At 64.9% G+C, this 16,673-nt stretch carries 17 protein-coding genes; 8 read left to right on the top strand and 9 right to left on the bottom strand.

All coding sequences use genetic code 11. The features are described from left to right. The first annotated feature begins 16 nt into the window (after positions 1-16). The 8 genes from flgF (at position 17) to flgL (ending at position 9,033) form a co-directional block, all read left to right on the top strand. On the top strand, positions 17-775 hold the full coding sequence (gene flgF, locus LFL96_RS18775; RefSeq protein WP_280996701.1) for a flagellar basal-body rod protein FlgF: 759 nt from the start codon (positions 17-19) through the stop codon (positions 773-775). Positions 776-850: 75 nt separating this feature from the next. After that, positions 851-1,639, top strand: coding sequence for a flagellar basal-body rod protein FlgG (gene flgG / locus LFL96_RS18770; protein ID WP_280996700.1), 789 nt, complete (start codon positions 851-853; stop codon positions 1,637-1,639). Positions 1,640-1,669: 30 nt separating this feature from the next. Then, on the top strand, positions 1,670-2,368 hold the full coding sequence (flgH, locus tag LFL96_RS18765) for a flagellar basal body L-ring protein FlgH (RefSeq protein ID WP_105510092.1): 699 nt from the start codon (positions 1,670-1,672) through the stop codon (positions 2,366-2,368). A 2-nt stretch (positions 2,369-2,370) separates the two neighbouring features. Then, positions 2,371-3,558 carry a flagellar basal body P-ring protein FlgI gene (locus tag LFL96_RS18760; protein ID WP_280996699.1) on the top strand — a complete coding sequence of 396 codons (1,188 nt, stop codon included), beginning with the start codon at positions 2,371-2,373 and terminating at the stop codon, positions 3,556-3,558. A gap of 12 nt (positions 3,559-3,570) precedes the next feature. Next, positions 3,571-4,575: a flagellar assembly peptidoglycan hydrolase FlgJ gene (flgJ, locus tag LFL96_RS18755; protein WP_280996698.1), complete on the top strand. Its 1,005-nt coding sequence runs from the start codon at positions 3,571-3,573 to the stop codon at positions 4,573-4,575. Positions 4,576-4,873: 298 nt separating this feature from the next. After that, positions 4,874-5,647, top strand: coding sequence for a flagellar brake protein (locus tag LFL96_RS18750; RefSeq protein WP_281000832.1), 774 nt, complete (start codon positions 4,874-4,876; stop codon positions 5,645-5,647). 178 nt (positions 5,648-5,825) lie between these two features. Further along, entirely contained in the window at positions 5,826-7,799 is a 1,974-nt protein-coding gene (flgK, locus tag LFL96_RS18745) for a flagellar hook-associated protein FlgK (protein WP_280996697.1), read from the top strand. 10 nt (positions 7,800-7,809) lie between these two features. Continuing rightward, positions 7,810-9,033, top strand: coding sequence for a flagellar hook-associated protein FlgL (flgL, locus tag LFL96_RS18740; RefSeq protein ID WP_280996696.1), 1,224 nt, complete (start codon positions 7,810-7,812; stop codon positions 9,031-9,033). A gap of 125 nt (positions 9,034-9,158) precedes the next feature. Here flgL and fliR read toward each other — a convergent pair whose 3' ends face one another. The 9 genes from fliR to fliJ all read right to left on the bottom strand — a co-directional run bounded on the left by fliR (position 9,159) and on the right by fliJ (position 16,671). Then, positions 9,159-9,941, bottom strand: coding sequence for a flagellar biosynthetic protein FliR (gene fliR / locus LFL96_RS18735; RefSeq protein WP_280996694.1), 783 nt, complete (start codon positions 9,939-9,941; stop codon positions 9,159-9,161). 46 nt (positions 9,942-9,987) lie between these two features. Further along, the gene (gene fliQ / locus LFL96_RS18730) at positions 9,988-10,257 is read right to left on the bottom strand and encodes a flagellar biosynthesis protein FliQ (protein WP_093640874.1); all 270 of its coding nucleotides are present in this window, start codon (positions 10,255-10,257) and stop codon (positions 9,988-9,990) included. 49 nt (positions 10,258-10,306) lie between these two features. Beyond that, complete coding sequence (gene fliP / locus LFL96_RS18725) at positions 10,307-11,161, bottom strand: flagellar type III secretion system pore protein FliP (protein WP_280996692.1); 855 nt, start codon at positions 11,159-11,161, stop codon at positions 10,307-10,309. After that, positions 11,161-11,739, bottom strand: coding sequence for a flagellar biosynthetic protein FliO (fliO, locus tag LFL96_RS18720; RefSeq protein WP_280996691.1), 579 nt, complete (start codon positions 11,737-11,739; stop codon positions 11,161-11,163). Before fliO ends, fliP begins: the two co-directional genes overlap by 1 nt. Further along, complete coding sequence (gene fliN / locus LFL96_RS18715) at positions 11,736-12,200, bottom strand: flagellar motor switch protein FliN (protein ID WP_280996690.1); 465 nt, start codon at positions 12,198-12,200, stop codon at positions 11,736-11,738. Before fliN ends, fliO begins: the two co-directional genes overlap by 4 nt. Then, a complete protein-coding gene (gene fliM, locus LFL96_RS18710) occupies positions 12,193-13,191 on the bottom strand; it encodes a flagellar motor switch protein FliM (protein ID WP_280996689.1) in 999 nt (332 codons plus the stop codon). Before fliM ends, fliN begins: the two co-directional genes overlap by 8 nt. 65 nt (positions 13,192-13,256) lie before the next feature. Then, entirely contained in the window at positions 13,257-13,760 is a 504-nt protein-coding gene (gene fliL / locus LFL96_RS18705) for a flagellar basal body-associated protein FliL (protein WP_280996688.1), read from the bottom strand. A gap of 768 nt (positions 13,761-14,528) precedes the next feature. Beyond that, positions 14,529-16,151, bottom strand: coding sequence for a flagellar hook-length control protein FliK (locus tag LFL96_RS18700; protein ID WP_280996687.1), 1,623 nt, complete (start codon positions 16,149-16,151; stop codon positions 14,529-14,531). A gap of 70 nt (positions 16,152-16,221) precedes the next feature. Beyond that, on the bottom strand, positions 16,222-16,671 hold the full coding sequence (gene fliJ / locus LFL96_RS18695) for a flagellar export protein FliJ (RefSeq protein ID WP_280996686.1): 450 nt from the start codon (positions 16,669-16,671) through the stop codon (positions 16,222-16,224). Positions 16,672-16,673 lie beyond the last annotated feature (2 nt).

Genomic DNA, 16,673 nt, shown 5'->3' with positions numbered 1-16,673 from the left:
ACCGGGACTTCCCATCATGGATCGGCTGATCTACACCGCGATGTCGGGCAGCACGCAAGCGCTCGAACAGCAGGCTATCGTCGCGAACAATCTGGCGAACGCGTCGACCACCGGCTTTCGCGCGCAACTCGCGACGTTCCGCGCCGTGCCGATGTCGTTCGGCGACGGCAGCAGCGTCAACGACAACACCACCCGCACCTTCGTGCTGTCGTCGACGCCGGGCGCGGACTACACGCCCGGGCCGATCCAGCAGACGGGCAATCCGCTCGACGTGGCGATTCAGGGTCCGGGCTGGCTGGCGGTGCAGACCGCCGACGGCAACGAGGCTTACACACGCGCCGGCAACCTGCATATCGACGAGAACGGTCAGCTGGTCAATGCGCTGAACCAGACCGTGCTCGGCAACGGCGGTCCGGTGTCGGTGCCGCCGGGCGCGGAAATCACCATCGGCAAGGACGGCACGATCTCCGCGCTGACCCCCGGCGATCCGCCGACCGCCGTGGTGACGGTCGATCAGCTGAAGCTGGTGAATCCGGACCCGCAAACCATGACGCGCGGCGACGACGGCCTGTTCCGTACCGCCGACGGCCAGCCCGCCGACGCCGATCCGGCCGTCACGGTGGCGCCCGCGTCGCTGGAAGGCAGCAACGTGAATCCGGTCAGCGCGATGGTCTCGATGATCACCAACGCGCGCCAGTTCCAGATGCAGACCAAACTGCTGGAAAACGCCGACAAGAACGATCAGTCCGCCAACCAGCTGCTCAGCTTCAGCTAACGCTGGCCAACCGCTTTGCGTGGGACCGGAGTCAGCGCTGAAGCGCCAACTCCGGCCAACACAGGAGAAACAACAATGAACCGCTCACTCTACATCGCCGCTACCGGCATGAATGCGCAACAGTCGCAGATGGACGTGATCTCGAACAACCTCGCGAACGTCAGCACCAACGGCTTCAAGGGCTCGCGCGCGGTGTTCGAGGACCTGCTGTATCAGACCGTGCGTCAGCCGGGCGCGAACTCGACGCAGCAAACCGAACTGCCGTCGGGCATCCAGCTCGGCACCGGCGTGCAACAGGTCGCCACCGAGCGTCTGTACACGCAGGGCAACCTGCAACAGACCGGCAACTCGAAAGACGTCGCCATCAACGGTCAAGGCTTCTTCCAGGTGCAGATGCCGGACGGCACGACCGCCTATACGCGTGACGGCTCGTTCCAGACCAACGCGCAAGGCCAGCTCGTCACGTCGAGCGGCTACCAGGTGATTCCGGCGATCACGATCCCGACCAATGCGACTTCGCTGACCATCGGCAGCGACGGCGTGGTGTCGATCACCGTGGCCGGCTCGACCAACAGCCAGCAGCTCGGCTCGATGCAGATCGCGACCTTCATCAACCCGGCCGGTCTCGATGCGAAGGGTGAAAACCTGTTCGCGGAAACCGCTTCGTCGGGCGCGCCGAACATCGCGCAACCGGGCCTGAACGGCGCCGGCACGCTGAATCAGGGCTATGTGGAAGCATCGAACGTGAACGTGGTGCAGGAACTGGTGAACATGATCCAGACGCAGCGCGCTTACGAAATCAACAGCAAGGCCGTGACCACTTCCGACCAGATGCTGCAGACCTTGAGCCAGATGCAGGTTTAAGGGGCTGGGAATTAAAAGGCGGTAATCATCATGTCGCACTCTTCTCGTCACCCGGTTCATTCGCGTACCGCCGAAGCGCTCGTGCAGCTCACGCTGCTCGCCGCGCTCGGTGGCTGCGCGCTCGTGCCCAAGCAGCCCATCACGCAGCAGCCGATGACGGCCATGCCGCCGATGCCGCCGCAGATGCAGGCGCCGGGCTCCATCTATAACCCGGGTTACGCGGGCCGGCCGCTGTTCGAAGATCAACGGCCGCGCAATGTGGGCGACATCCTGACCATCGTGATCCAGGAAAACGTCAATGCGACGAAGTCCTCGGGCGCGAACGCCAACCGTTCCGGCACCACGAATTTCAACGTGCCGACCGCCGGTTTCCTGCCCGGCCTGTTCAGCAGGGCGAACATCAACGCCACCGGCTCCAACGTGTTCCAGGGCACCGGCGGCGCGAATGCGTCGAACACCTTCAACGGCACGATCACCGTGACCGTGACGGGTGTGCTGCCGAACGGCAACCTGGCGGTGAGCGGCGAAAAGCAGATGCTGATCAACCAGGGCGACGAGTTCGTGCGTTTCTCCGGCGTGGTGAATCCGAACACGATCTCCAACCTGAACGCCGTGTACTCGACCCAGGTGGCCGACGCGAAGATCGAATACTCCGCGAAGGGCTATCTCAACGAGGCCGAGAACATGGGCTGGTTGCAGCGGTTCTTCCTCAACGTCTCACCGTGGTAATCATGCGTACCGTCTTCTCCCGCCCTGGCCGCCTCGCGCGACTCGCTCAATTCGGCCGCGCGCTGGCTTTCGTCGCGCTCGCCTGCGCGGCGCTGCCGGCCGCGACGCCCGCGCACGCGGAGCGTCTGAAGGATCTCGTGCAGATTCAGGGCGTGCGCGACAACCCGCTGATCGGCTACGGCCTCGTCGTCGGTCTCGACGGCACGGGCGACCAGACCACGCAGACGCCGTTCACCACGCAGACGCTCGCCAACATGCTGGCGAACCTCGGCATCTCGATCAACAACCAGGCGGCGGGCTCGACCAACCAGCAATCGTCGCTGTCGAACATCCAGTTGAAGAACGTCGCCGCGGTGATGGTGACGGCGGTGCTGCCGCCGTTCGCGCGACCGGGCGAAGCGATCGACGTCACCGTGTCGTCGCTCGGCAATGCGAAGAGCCTGCGCGGCGGCACGCTGCTGCTCACGCCGCTGAAGGGCGCGGACGGCCAGGTGTATGCGCTCGGTCAGGGCAACCTCGCAGTCGGCGGCGCCGGCGCGAGCGCGAACGGCAGCAAGGTGCAGGTCAACACGCTGGCCGCGGGCCGGATTGCGGGCGGCGCGATCGTCGAACGCGCGGTGCCGACCTCGGTGTCGCAAGCCGGCACGATGCAGCTCGATCTGAACGACATGGATTACGACACCACGCAGCGCATCGTGTCGGCGGTCAACACCACGTTCGGCAGCGGCACCGCCACCGCGTTGGACGGCCGCACGATCCAGTTGCGCGCGCCGAGCGATCCGGAGCAGCAGGTCGCGTTCATGGCGCAATTGCAGAACATCGACGTCAAACCGGCCCAGGCCGCCGCGAAGGTGATCCTGAACGCCCGCACCGGCTCGATCGTCATGAATCAGATGGTCACGCTGCAGAGCTGCGCGGTCGCGCACGGCAATCTGTCGGTGGTGATCAATACGCAGCCGGTGGTGAGCCAGCCGGGCGCATTCTCCAACGGCCAGACGGTGGCGGCCAAGCAGTCGCAGATTCAGTTGAAGCAGGACAACGGCGCCCTGAAGCTGGTGACGGCCGGCGCCAATCTCGCCGAAGTGGTGAAGGCGCTCAACGCACTCGGTGCGACGCCCGCGGATCTGATGTCGATCCTGCAGGCCATGAAGGCGGCGGGCGCTCTGCGCGCCGACCTGGAAATCATCTAAGGAAGACAGCAGATGAATTCGGATACGACCAATTCCGCGAATGCGGCTAACGACCTGACCCAGCGCTTCGCGCTCGACGTGCAGGGTTTCGCCAAGCTGAGCGCGCAGGCCAAGGCGTCGCCGCAAGCCGGCATGAAGATGGCCGCGCAACAGTTCGACGCGGTGTTCACGCAGATGATGCTCAAGAGCATGCGCGATGCGACGCCGCAGGATGGTCCGTTCGATTCGCACGACAGCGCGACCTTCACGTCGATGATGGATCAGCAGTTGTCGCAGCAGTTGTCGCAGAAAGGCATCGGCGTCGCCGACGCGATGCTCAAGCAGTTGATGCGCAATCAAGGCATGCAGGTGAGCGGCGCGAATGGCGCGAGCGGCGCCGGCGGTCTCGTCGGCATGGCGAATGCGCTGGGCGGCGGCAGCGGCGGCGACGAAGGCCAGACCGCGGCGATGAACGCGCTCGCCCGCGCCTACGGCAACGCACAGGCCAACGGACAACTGGCGATGGGCCGCGGCTACTCGGCCAACAGCGCCTTGACGCCGCCGCTCAAGGGCGACGGCAGCTCGCCGAAGGTCGACGCCTTCGTCGACAAGCTGGCGGCGCCGGCCCAGGCGGCGAGCGCGGCGACCGGCATTCCGGCGCGCTTCATCATTGGCCAGGCCGCGCTCGAATCGGGCTGGGGCAAGAGCGAGATCAAGAAGAGCGACGGCTCGACCAGCCACAACGTGTTCGGCATCAAGGCGACCAAAGACTGGACCGGCAAGACCGTCTCCACGGTCACGACCGAATATGTGAACGGCAAGCCGCAGCGCACCGTCGAGAAATTCCGCGCGTACGACTCGTACCAGGAAGCGATGACCGACTACGCGAGCCTGCTCAAGGGCAATCCGCGTTACGCGCAGGTGATCAACTCGGCGCACGACGTGAACGGTTTCGCCAACGGCATGCAGCGCGCGGGCTACGCGACCGATCCGCATTACGCGAAAAAGCTCATGTCCATCATGCAGAAGATGGGCTGAGACACCCAGATGCACGCGACGGGGCCAGGTGCATAACAAGACGGACGAGGCCGGCCGCCCACGGGTGGCCGGTCCAGCCGCGCGATGCGGAATGGGTGTGGTTTAACGTTTGCGGCAAATAATTCATTACAGGCCCCTAAATTTTGGCCGGATGATGCCGCTAATGAGTTAGACCCGATACCGGAAAGCGCTGTAATGTCCGGTTGACTGCGCGTGTTGCGGCTTCGACGAAGACCGCGCGAAAGCCCCGCCAGGAGCCTTGGCACGCGCCCGCAAGAACATGCATACCGGCAAGCCCATGGATATGAACCAGTCGAATGGCCAGACCGACGCACCCGGCCAGCCGCCCGCCCCACTCGATGACGGCGCCAACGATTTTGGCCGTCGCAACCCGCTGGAGATCGGCGTTCAGTTACGCAATCTCGTCAATCGCGGCGATTTCCTCACCGTTCAATACGCCGGTGGCCAGCTCGTCACGCGGCTACTCGACGTGGACGTGCGCGGCCGCACCTTCACCTTCGACTGGGGTGCGTTGTCCGAGCAGAACAAAGGTCTGCTGTCGGCGCCGCGCTGCCAGTTTCACGCTGCGCCGGACGGCGTGCGCGTCGAGTTCGCGACCGCCACGCCGCGCGAAACACGCTTCGAAGGGCTGCCCGCGTTCGAGGCCGATTTCCCCGAAGTGCTGTTCTACGTGCAGCGTCGCGAGTATTTCCGCGTCGACGCGCCGATTCTCGATCCGTATATGTGCACGGGCCGGTTTCCGGAAGGCGAGACGTTCCGTTTCGAGGTGCACGACCTGTCGCTCGGCGGCGTGGGCATGCGTACCACCGACGAACGCGTGGCCGAATTGCCGATGGGCACGCGCCTGATCGACTGCGAACTGGCGCTGGGCGCGCTCGGCCGTTTGTCGCTGGATCTGCAACTCGTGTCGCATCGTTCCACCGCGTTGCCGAACGGCACGCAGCGTTATCAACTCGGTTTCCGTTTTCTGACGCTGCCGGGCAGCGCCGAAAACACGCTGCAACGTCTGATCACGCAGCTCGAAATGAAGCGCCGCTCGCTGGTGCGCTAGGCATCGGCGAGCCCGGCAGCCGGGGGCCTCGAACGCCCCGGCGACTCAGCCTCGCAAACGTTGCAACAAACGTCGAATCCACCCCGGAACGACCTCAATTTTTCCGCGGTGGGGCCGTTAAACAGACTGTTCAAGTAACGCGGCGGCAAGCGGTCGGTGTCGCCCTTCAGGATGACGCATGTCAGATCTCATCAATCTCGGCCTCAGTGGACTGAACGCAGCCCAGTGGGGGCTCAACATCACCGGCCAGAACATCAGCAATTCGTCGACGCCGGGTTATACGCTCGAGAATCCGGTCTACGCGGAAGCCGGTGGCCAGTACACCGGTTCCGGCTATCTGCCGCAAGGCGTGTCGACCACGACCGTCACGCGTCAGTACAGCCAGTACCTGACCACGCAGCTGAATAACGCGCAGGCGTCGTCCAGCTCGCTGTCGACCTACAACGCGCTGATCACGCAGTTGAACAACCTGATCGGCAGCCCGACGTCCGGCATCGCCAGCGCGATGACCAGCTATTTCACCGGCCTGCAGAACGTCTCGAACAGCCCGTCCACGCTCGCCACGCGCCAGACCGCGATGAGCGGCGCGACGACGCTCGCGAACCAGATCAATGCCGCCGGCCAGCAATACGATGCGCTGCGCCAGAGCGTGAATACGCAGCTCGGCAACACCGTGTCGCAGATCAACAGCTACACGCAGCAGATCGCGCAGCTGAACGGCCAGATTTCGCAAGCCAGCACGCAAGGCCAACCGCCGAACCAGCTGATGGACCAGCGCGACCTCGCCGTCTCCAACCTGTCGCAACTGATCGGCGTGCAGGTGGTGAACAGCAACGGCAGCTACAGCGTGTTCATGAGCAACGGCCAGCCGCTGGTGTCGTCCACCAACAGCTACAACCTGGGCACCGCGCCGTCCACCGGCGACTCCAGCGAACTGTCGGTCCAGTATCTCGGCCAGGCCGGCGCGAATCCGGCGGCGACGCCGCAGAACGTGCCGGACAGCAAGATCACCGGCGGCTCGCTCGGCGGCCTGCTGCAATTCCGCAGCCAGACGCTCGATCCGGCCGAAGCGCAACTCGGCGCGATCGCCGTGAGCTTCTCGGCGCAGGTCAACGCGCAGAACGGCCTGGGCATCACGCTCGGCGGCACCCAGGGCGGTGCGCTGTTCTCCGTGGGCGGCCCGACCATCTACGCGAACACGCAGAACACCGGCAACGCGTCGCTGAACGTATCGTTCGCGAACCCGGCGCAACCGACCACCGGCGACTACACGCTGGCGTTCAACGGCACCACCTACACGCTCACCGACAATTCGAGCGGCGCGGTGGTGGGCTCGGCGACCAACCTGAGCCAGCCGATCAACGGCCTGAATTTCTCGACCACCGGCACGATGAAGCCGGGCGATTCGTTCACGGTGCAACCGACCCGTGGCGCGTTGAACAGCTTCACGACCGCAACCACCGACGCCTCGGCGATCGCCGCCGCGCTGCCGTTGCAGGTTGCCGCCGCGACCACCAACACCAGCACCGCGACGATCAGCTCGCCGTCGGTATCGGCCGGTTACACGATGCCGAACTCGACCACCACGCTGGCCTACAACGGCACGGGTCTGACCGGCTTCCCGGCAGGTTCGACGGTGACGATCGCAGGCACGCCGCCCACCAGCTATCCGATCACGGACGGCACGACGGTAGTGCCGTATTCGGCCGCCAACGGCGCGACGCTGACGATCACCAACCCGACCGCCGGTCAGATGAACAAGGTCACGGTCACGATCAGCGGCACGCCCGCCGCCGGCGACAAGTTCACGATCGGCCCGAACACGGGCGCGACCAGCGACGGCCGCAACGCGCTGGCGATCTCGAACCTGTCCACCGCGAAGGCGATGTCGGGCGGCACGGTCACGCTGAACGGCGCCTACGCGAACTACGTGAACCAGGTCGGTAACCAGACCAACCAGGTGCAGACCGCGAGTACCGCGCAAAGCGCCCTGGTGACGCAGATCACCAGCGCGCAGCAGTCGGTATCGGGTGTGAACATTAACGAGGAAGCAGCCAACCTGCTTCAGTATCAGCAGCTCTATCAGGCGAACAGCAAGGTCATCCAGACCGCGCAGACCCTGTTCCAGACGCTGCTTGGCATCTTCCAGTGAGGCGTTGAACATGCGTATCTCCAGCGCGCAGTTTTTCAACATGAACGTCGCGACGATGAGCAATCAACAGGCTCAGTTGTCGCAGTTGTATGCCGAGATCTCGAGCGGCGTGAGCCTGTCGACGCCCGCGGACAATCCGCTCGGCGCGGCCCAGGCGGTGCAGTTGAGCTCCACCGCGACGACGCTGTCGCAATACACGACCAACCAGACCGCCGCGATCGCTTCGCTGCAACAGGAAGACTCGACGCTCGGCAGCGTGAACACGGTGCTGCAGACCATCCACACGCTGGTGCTGCGCGCCGGCGACGGTTCGCTGAACGACGGCGATCGCGGTTCGCTCGCCACGCAGCTGACCAGCCTGCGCAGCCAGTTGATGACGCTCGCCAATTCGACCGATCCGCAGGGCAACTATCTGTTCGCCGGTTATCAAGGCGGCGCGCAGCCGTACACCACGAACTCGGCTGGCGTCGTGACCTATTCGGGCGACACGGGCAGCCCTGCCATGCAGATCACCGGCTCGCACACCGTGCAGACCGGCGACAACGGCCTGTCGATCTTCAACAGCGTCGCGCCGATCGGGACCAGCGCCGTGCCGTCGGCCGCGACCGGCAATACCGGCACGGGCGTGGTCAGCAGCGTCAGCCTGACCAACCCGACCGATCCGACCAACGCGGATACGTTCAAGATCAATTTCACGTCGGCGACCACGTACACCATCAGCCAGACCAATCCGGCCACCGGCGCGACCACCACGGGCGGTCCGCAACCGTTCACGGCCGGTTCGGCGATCACGCTCGGCGGCCAGTCGGTGTCGATCAGCGGCGCGCCGGCGGCAGGCGACAGCTTCTCGGTGACGCCGGCCACGCAAGGCAGCATGGACGTGTTCGCGAATCTGAGCCAGTTGATCACCACGCTGCAGACGCCGGTGTCCGGCGGTGCGTCGACGGCCAGCTATCAAAGCGCGCTGACCACCAGCATGGCCCAGCTCGAAAACACGATGAACAACGTCGTCACCGCGCAGGCAACGGTCGGCGGCCGTGAACAGGAAGTGCAGGCGTTGCAGACGGTCACGCAGACCAACACGCTGCAAACCACGAGCAACCTCGCGGATCTGACGCAAACCGACATGGTCAAGACCATCGGCCAGTACACGATGACGCAGAACGCGCTGCAAGCGGCGCAACAGGCGTTCGCGAAGATCCAGAACGTCTCGCTGTTCCAGTACCTGAACTGAGCGCGCGCGTCGTCTGAAACGAAGAAGGGCGGACCCCGGTGTGAACCGGGTCCGCCCTTCGGTTTATTGCGCGTCGCGTTTGCAACTACCGTTGTTATCGCCGCCCAGTTCAGCGCCTCGCTGCGTTACCGCAATCCCGCCGCCACACGTCCCATCTGGTCGATGCCGACGTCGAACATCCGCATGAAGAACGGGATCATGTTCGGGATCATCAGTTGCAGAAGCAGCATGCCGATCAGCATGGTCAGCGGAAAGCCGATCTGGAACACGCCGATCTGCGGCGCCGCGCGGTTCAGGATGCCGAGCGCGAGATTGGTGATGAGCAACGCGACGACCACCGGCAACGACAGCAGCAGACCCGCCGAAAACACCGTGCTGCCGAAATTCGCCAGCGTGCGCCAGCCGGACGCGCCGAGCAGGTTCGCCGATACCGGCACCGACTGGAACGTGGCGAGCAGCGCGCTGATCATCTGCAGATGGCCGTCGATCACGAGAAACACCAGCATCGCCAGCGTGTTCATGTAGCTCGACAGCACCTGGCTCGAACTGCTCGCCTGGGCATCGAAGAAGGTCGCGAAGCCGAGACCCATGCCGAGACCGACGAAATCGCCCGTCGCGCTGATGGCCTGAAACACCACCTGCATCGTGACGCCGAGCGCCACGCCGATCAGAAACTGATTGACGATGATCCACACGCCTTGCGCGGAAAACACCGTGACCTGCGGCAGCGCGCCGAGCGTGGGCGCGACGATGATGGTCGTGAATGCCGCGAGGCCGACCTTCACGCGCAGCGGCAGCGCGCGGTTGCCGAGCACCGGCGCGGTGGCGACCAGCGCGAGAATCCGCACGAACGGCCACAGGAACGCGGTAAGCCAGGCGTTCAGTTGCGCGTAGGTGACGGAGAACATGACGGCGGGGTGGGGCGCGAAAGATGAGCGGCGGCGTGTGCCGCGCTCAGTTGACGAGCGAGGGGATGTTGGTGAGCGTCTGGCGCAGATAGTCGAGCATGGTCGTCAACATCCACGGGCCGGCGATCACCATGGTCACCGCGATCGCGAGCAGCTTCGGAATGAAGGACAGCGTCGTTTCGTTGATCTGCGTGGCGGCCTGGAACAGGCTCACCACCAGACCGACCACCAGCGCGACCAGCAGCAGCGGGGCGGCAAGCAGCAGGCCGACATACATGGCCTGATGCGCGAGCGTCATGACGGATTCTTGATTCATGGCGGGAGAACCGGAGAGCGTGAAGGGCGCGCGAACGCGACGGATTCGGTTAAACGAAGCTTTGCGCCAGCGAGCCGAGCAGCAACTGCCAGCCGTCGACCAGCACGAACAGCATCAGCTTGAACGGCAGCGAAATCGTGGCGGGCGACACCATCATCATCCCCATCGACATCAGCACGCTCGCCACCACCATGTCGATGATGAGGAACGGAATGAAGATCGTGAAGCCGATCTGGAAGCCCGTCTTCAACTCGCTGGTGACGAACGAGGGCACCAGCAGCGACAGCGGCACGTCTTCCGGACCTTGCATCGGCGCCGCGTGCGAGATGCGGGCGAACAGCGCGAGATCGGTTTCGCGGGTTTGCCGCAGCATGAACGTCTTGAACGGCGCGAGGCCGCGGTTGACCGCCGTTTCCATCGGAATCGTGCCGTCGGAGAAGGGCTTGTAGCCGTCGTTGTAGGCCTTGTCGAGCACCGGCGACATCACAAACAGCGTGAGGAACAGCGCGAGGCCGACCAGCACCTGGTTCGGCGGCGTGGTCGTGGTGCCGAGCGCCTGACGCAGCAGCGACAACACGATGATGATGCGGGTGAAGCTCGTCATCATCAGCACCATCGCCGGCAGGAACGACAGCATCGTGAGCAGCAGCATCGTCTGCACGCTCAGCGAGTAGGTCGTGCCGCCGTTCGGGCCGGGGCTCGTGTTGAAGGCCGGCAAACCGGCGGCTTGCGCGAACGACAGCGACGGCAGCGCGAGCATCAGCGCGGGGACGGCGAGCGGCGCAATACGGCGCGCGGCGCGGCCGAGCGCGGGAATAACGGTCGAAGCGGTGCGGGACATGCGGGCGGATGGCGCGTGATGCGCGTAATTCGGGCGACGCGTGGAAGAAAGACTGAACTGCATTACCGGACTCCGTTGCCTTGTCCGTTGAAACGTTTGCCCACTTCGCCCTTCAACGCATCGCGAAAGCGTTGGCCGAAGGAGCCGGGCAAGGCGGCGTCGCTACCGGATGCGCCGGGCGGCGTGACGCCGGCGGGATCGAGCGCGGCCGAACCGGCCGGCATCGTGTGCAGGAGCCGCACATTGCCGGGCGCCGTGCCGAGCACGAGCCACGTATCGCCGATCTCGACTACCGCGACGCGTTCCTTGCCGCCGAGCGAGGCGCCGCCGACCGTCTTCACGAGCCCGCCACGACTGTTGGGCTGCAAACCGAAGCGGCGTGCGAGCCAGCCGCACGCGAACACCAGGCCGACCACCACCACGAGCGCGAACACCGTTTGCAGCACCGCGCCGACGCCGAGCGCCGGGACGGCCGAACCCGCGCCGACGCCGGAGGCGATTTTCGCGGCGTTGTTGACCGCGTTCATGTCGGCGGCCTGCGCGGCGACGGGCGCGAAGCAGGCGAGCAGCGTGGACAGCGCCGACAGCGCGACGACCGGCACGAACGGGACGATCGCGGCGCGACCGGCAAGGCGTTTCATCGATTCAGCTTCCGGATACGTTCGGACGGCGTGATGATGTCCGTCAGACGGATACCGAACTTGTCGTTCACCACCACCACTTCACCCTGGGCGATCAGACAGCCGTTGACCAGCACGTCCATCGGTTCGCCGGCCATGCCGTCCAGTTCCACCACCGAACCTTGCGCGAGTTGCAGCAGGTTGCGGATCGCGATCTTGGTGCGGCCGAGTTCGACGGTCATCTGAACGGGAATGTCCAGAATCATGTCGATGTCGTTGCGCGTCGAGGTCGGCTCGACCTTCGACAGCGGCTGGAACACGCCGGCCGTGCTGGCGCTGACTTCCGCGTTGTCGTTCTGCTCGGCGAGCGCGCTGGCCCAGTCGGCCATGGCTTGCTCGTCTTCGGCCGCGGCCGTGTCGGCGGCCACTTGGGGCAAGCTCGCGGCCAGGTCGGTCTCGGGCTTTGCGTTCAGGTCACTCATATCCACCTTCCTTCATCGTGTCGGCTGCGCTGATCATCTTCTGGACCCGCAACGCGTATTGACCATTGAAAATACCGTAGCCGCATTCCATCACCGGCACGCCATCCACTTTCGCGGTGATGTGCTCGGCGATGTTGATCGGCAGAACATCGCCTTTGCGCATGTTCAGAATCTGTTCGAACGTGACCGGCACCTGCGCGAGGTCGGCGGTCAGTTCCACTTCCGCGGCCTGCACCTGCTGCGACAGCACGCGCACCCAGCGGCGGTCCACTTCGAGCGCTTCACCCTGGATCGGCGACGACAGGATGTCGCGGATCGGTTCGATCATCGAATACGGCATGCAGATATGCAGCGTGCCGCCGGTCGTGCCGAATTCGATCGAGAACTGCGTGACGATGACGATTTCGTTCGGCGTCGCGACGTTGGCGAACTGTGTGTGCATTTCCGAGCGCACGTATTCGAACTGCAGCGGGCGCACGCTTTTCCACGACGCCGTGTAGTTGTCGAACACCAGGTTCAGCAGCTTGTTGATGATGCGCTGTTCGGTCTGCGTGAAATCGCGGCCTTCGACGCGGGTATGGAAACGCCCGTCGCCGCCGAACAGGTTGTCGACCACGAAGAACACGAGGTTCGGGTCGAACACGAACAGCGAGGTGCCGCGCAACGGCTTCACGTGGACCAGGTTCAGGTTGGTCGGGATCGGCAGGTTGCGGGTGAATTCGCTGTACTTCTGCACCTTCACCGGACCGACGGAGATTTCCGCCGAGCGCCGCATGAAGTTGAAGATGCCGACACGCAACAGGCGCGCGAAGCGGTCGTTGATGATTTCGAGGCCGGGCATCCGGCCGCGGACGATGCGTTCCTGCGTCGCGATGTTGTAGGGGCGTACGCCCACACGATCGCTCTGTTCGGCTTCTGAGTCAGCTTCGCCGGTTACGCCCTTGAGGAGGGCATCGACCTCCTCCTGGGACATGAACTCTTCGTGGCCCATTCCTTATTCCTCGTGCGTCCCGTGGCGGTTGATGGTGGCAGCGTTATGCAACGTCACGACGGACGTCACTGCACGACGAATTCGGTGAACAGCACGTCCTGGACGTGGATCGGCGCAGCGCCCTTGTCGCTGGGCTGTTCGATCAACGTTTTCAGTTCGGTGGCGAGCGCGCGTTTGCCGTCGAGCGGCGCGAGTTCTTCCGGGTGCTTGTTCGACAGTGCGAGCAGGATGTGGCTGCGCACTTCCGGCATATGGTCGGTGAGTTCCTGCTGGGTGCGGGCGTCGCCGAGCTTGAGCGTGAGGCCGATGCGCAGGAAGTGTTGCTGGCCGTCGTCCGACTGGAGGTTGACGGTCATCGATTCGAGCGGGAAGAACAGCGGCACGGCCGGCGGCGGCGGCGCGGCGGCTTCGGTGGAAGCGGGCGCGGGGGCGCGTTTGGACATGAAGAACCACACACCCGCGCCGGCGGCGCCAGCGGCAATGATCGCGATGAGGGCGATCAGGATGATGCGCTTCAAGGGGCCCGGAGAAGAGGGCACGGCTTGCTGGTTTGCGGTCGTGGATGCCATGAGGTGTGCTTTGCTTGCCTTTAGTGCTGGTGATGGTGATTGTTGTTGATTTGCGCGTTGCGCTATGGGTCGAAAAGAAGGGTTATTGAGGGTTATCTCTGGTTATTGGGGTGGGCCTGCGGTGGCTTGGGTTTTGGTTTTTTGGCCTTTCCTTGTGTTGCTAGTGGTCTATTAGCGTTGCCCCTGTGCGGGGCGGCACATACTTCTCTTTGCCGCGGCAAAGAGAAGTACGCAAGAGAAAGCCGCTCACACCGCTAATTCTTAAGCGGGCACCCCGCACAGTACTGGTAGTGGCCCATCTGGAATCCGTGCCCCCGCACACTCCGCATTCGTGACAAAGCGCTCATCCATCCCGTCTCGCGCACGCGCTCGCCGGAGCGGTCCACGTAGAGGCAGCGGCTTCGTTTGTGCGCGGTGGGGCCGTCGGCTTCTCCTCGGCGGCCGCCCACCGGACGAAACCTCATGCGTCCACCGGATGAACCCTGCGGCGCGCGTAGCGCCGCCGGAGGAATGACTGCTGTGTCACGGACGTGGAATGTGCGTGGGCACGGATTCCAGATGGGCCACTACCAGTACTGTGCGGGGGACCCGCTTAAGAGTTAGCGGTGTGAAGCCGCTTTCTTTGCTTACTTTCTTTGCGGCGGCAAAGAAAGTAAGTGCCTGCCCCGCACAGGGGCGACGCTAATAGACCACTAACAAATCAAGGAAAGGCCAAAAAAAACCCCAGCCAGAGGCACAAAAAACCCCAGCCAGAGGCACAACAAACCCCTAGGCAAACGTATCCACCAACCCCACAGTCCGCTTAACAGGAACACTAACCACACTCTGAGCAGAAGCATCCCCGGAACCGCCGCCAGCATACCCCCCACTACGCCCGCCCTGACCGCCGGAGGCCCCGCCATTAGCTTGCTGCCCGCCGCCCTGCCGGGCAAACCCATCGCTAACACTGGCGCTCCCCAACCCGATGCCGTTGGCTTCCATCGCCTCCCGCAACTTCGGCAACGCCGCCTCCACCGCCTCCCGCACCGACTGGTGCTGCGAGACAAACAGCGCATGCGCATGGTTATCGGCAACCTGCAACACAACCTGTAACGGACCCAAATCCTTCGGATTCAATGTCAGCTCGGCACTCTGCGAATGCGCATTCGACAGAAACACCACCTTCTGACTCAACGCCTCTTCCCAATCCGATGTCCCCACCTGCGGCGCCAACGCATTCGCCGCCTGCGCCGCACCCGCATTACCCGTGCTCTGCGCCGCCGTCGCCGCGCTAGCGGCACCCGCCGCGCCCGCGGCCTGCGTCGCCGCCAACGCCGCCGTCGCGGCATCCGCCGCGCTCTTGAACGACGATGCCTCGTCCGGCTGCACACCACCGCCCGCCGCCGCCGTCGCGCTCAACGCGTCCGCCGCCGCTTTCGCCGCCGCGGACGGATCTGCCGTCGTCGCCGTCAGCGCAGTCTTTCCGGCGCTCGATCCCTTGCCGTCGCCAAACAAGCCCGTCGCCGATGCCTTGCCGTCCGACGTGCCATTCAATCCCGTCGTGCCCGTCATCCCGCCCGCCGCCGATGCGGCATTCGCCGCCGCGCCGCTCGCCAGCGCCTGCTGAGGAACCACGCCCTGGCCGTTCGCCAAAGCGGCCAGCGCCGCCTGCAACGCGTCCTGCGTCGACTTCGAATCGGTTGCGCCGGTTTTCTTGCCGGTGCCGGTCGTGGTGCCGTCCGTCGTCCCGTCCGCCAGCGTGGCCGGTAGACCGGTCGTCGCGGTCGTGGGATCGGGCGTCGTGGTTTGCGCGCCCGTGTCGGCGGCGTTCGCCTGAGCTTGCGCCTGCGCAGCCGCCGCGGCCGCCGCAGCGTTCGCGTTGTTCGCGGCGCTCGAACTGGCCGCGTTGCCGGACTTCGCCGGCGGGTTCGCCGTGTTGCCCGCGGTGTTGCCCGCAGTGTTGCCATTCGCCGCCTGCGCATTGTCCGACGACGACGCCGACGAATTCGACGAGCTGGACGACGACGCGGTCGTCGAGTTGCCGCTGCCGCTCGCGCTGTTCGCGTCGCTCGCGCTCTTCGTCGACGGATCGGCCGGCGGCGGTGCATCGTGCACGCTCGACGACGACGCGGCCGGTGCGGAAGACTGCGCCGCCTGCTGCTGACGCGCGCTTTGTGCGGCCTGTTGCTGGGCGGCTTGCTGCGCGGCCTGCTGTTGCAAGGCCGCCTGTTGCGCCGCTTGCTGCAACGCCTGTTGCCGCGCGCTTTGCGCAGCCGCGCTGCTTTGCTGGTCGATGCTCTGTTGCAGTGTTTGAGAGAACGGCTGCGCATTCGCCGCAGCGGCGATCGCCGCGGTCGTGGACGTGCTGTTGGCCGTGCCGAGCAGCGAGCCGATCTGGGAAAGTGACGACATAGGGAATCCTGTCAATCCGTCAAACGGGGGGCGGTCAGTCAATCGAGGCGCGGTCCGCGCCGGCGGCGCGTCATGCGCCCTCGGCGCGCATCCTCAGGATTCGCGCCGCGTGTTCGTCGGCGTCGCGCTGGTCGCGCCGCGCCATGGTTTTCGCTTCGGCTGCTTCGCCGCGCGCCTGCAGCACTTCGTACGAGCCGAGCTTCTGCTTCTGGCGCTGCCACTCCGGCTTTGCCGCCTCGACGCGCGCATTGGCCGTCACCAGCAGGTTGCGCTGCTGGTCGATCGCCGCGTCGAGCGTGTCGATGAACGCCTGGAAGTTGCGCATGTTGCCGGCCGGCATGCCGTTCTGGGCGGTCGCGGTGAAGCGCGCGTGATACTCGTCGCGGTACTGCACCAGCGCGTCGAGCTGCGACTGCACGTCGTTGCGCTCGCGCTGCGCGCGGCCCAGACGTTGCGCGGCGGCGTCGACATCGTCCTGCGCCAGGCCGATAAGCGTCTTGATCGGAAAGTGTTTCGCCATCG

The sequence above is a fragment of the Paraburkholderia sp. D15 genome, from assembly GCF_029910215.1.
GTDB lineage: Bacteria > Pseudomonadota > Gammaproteobacteria > Burkholderiales > Burkholderiaceae > Paraburkholderia.
The sequence above is the reverse complement of the archived record's forward strand: the minus strand, read 5'-3'. Positions and strand labels throughout refer to the sequence as shown.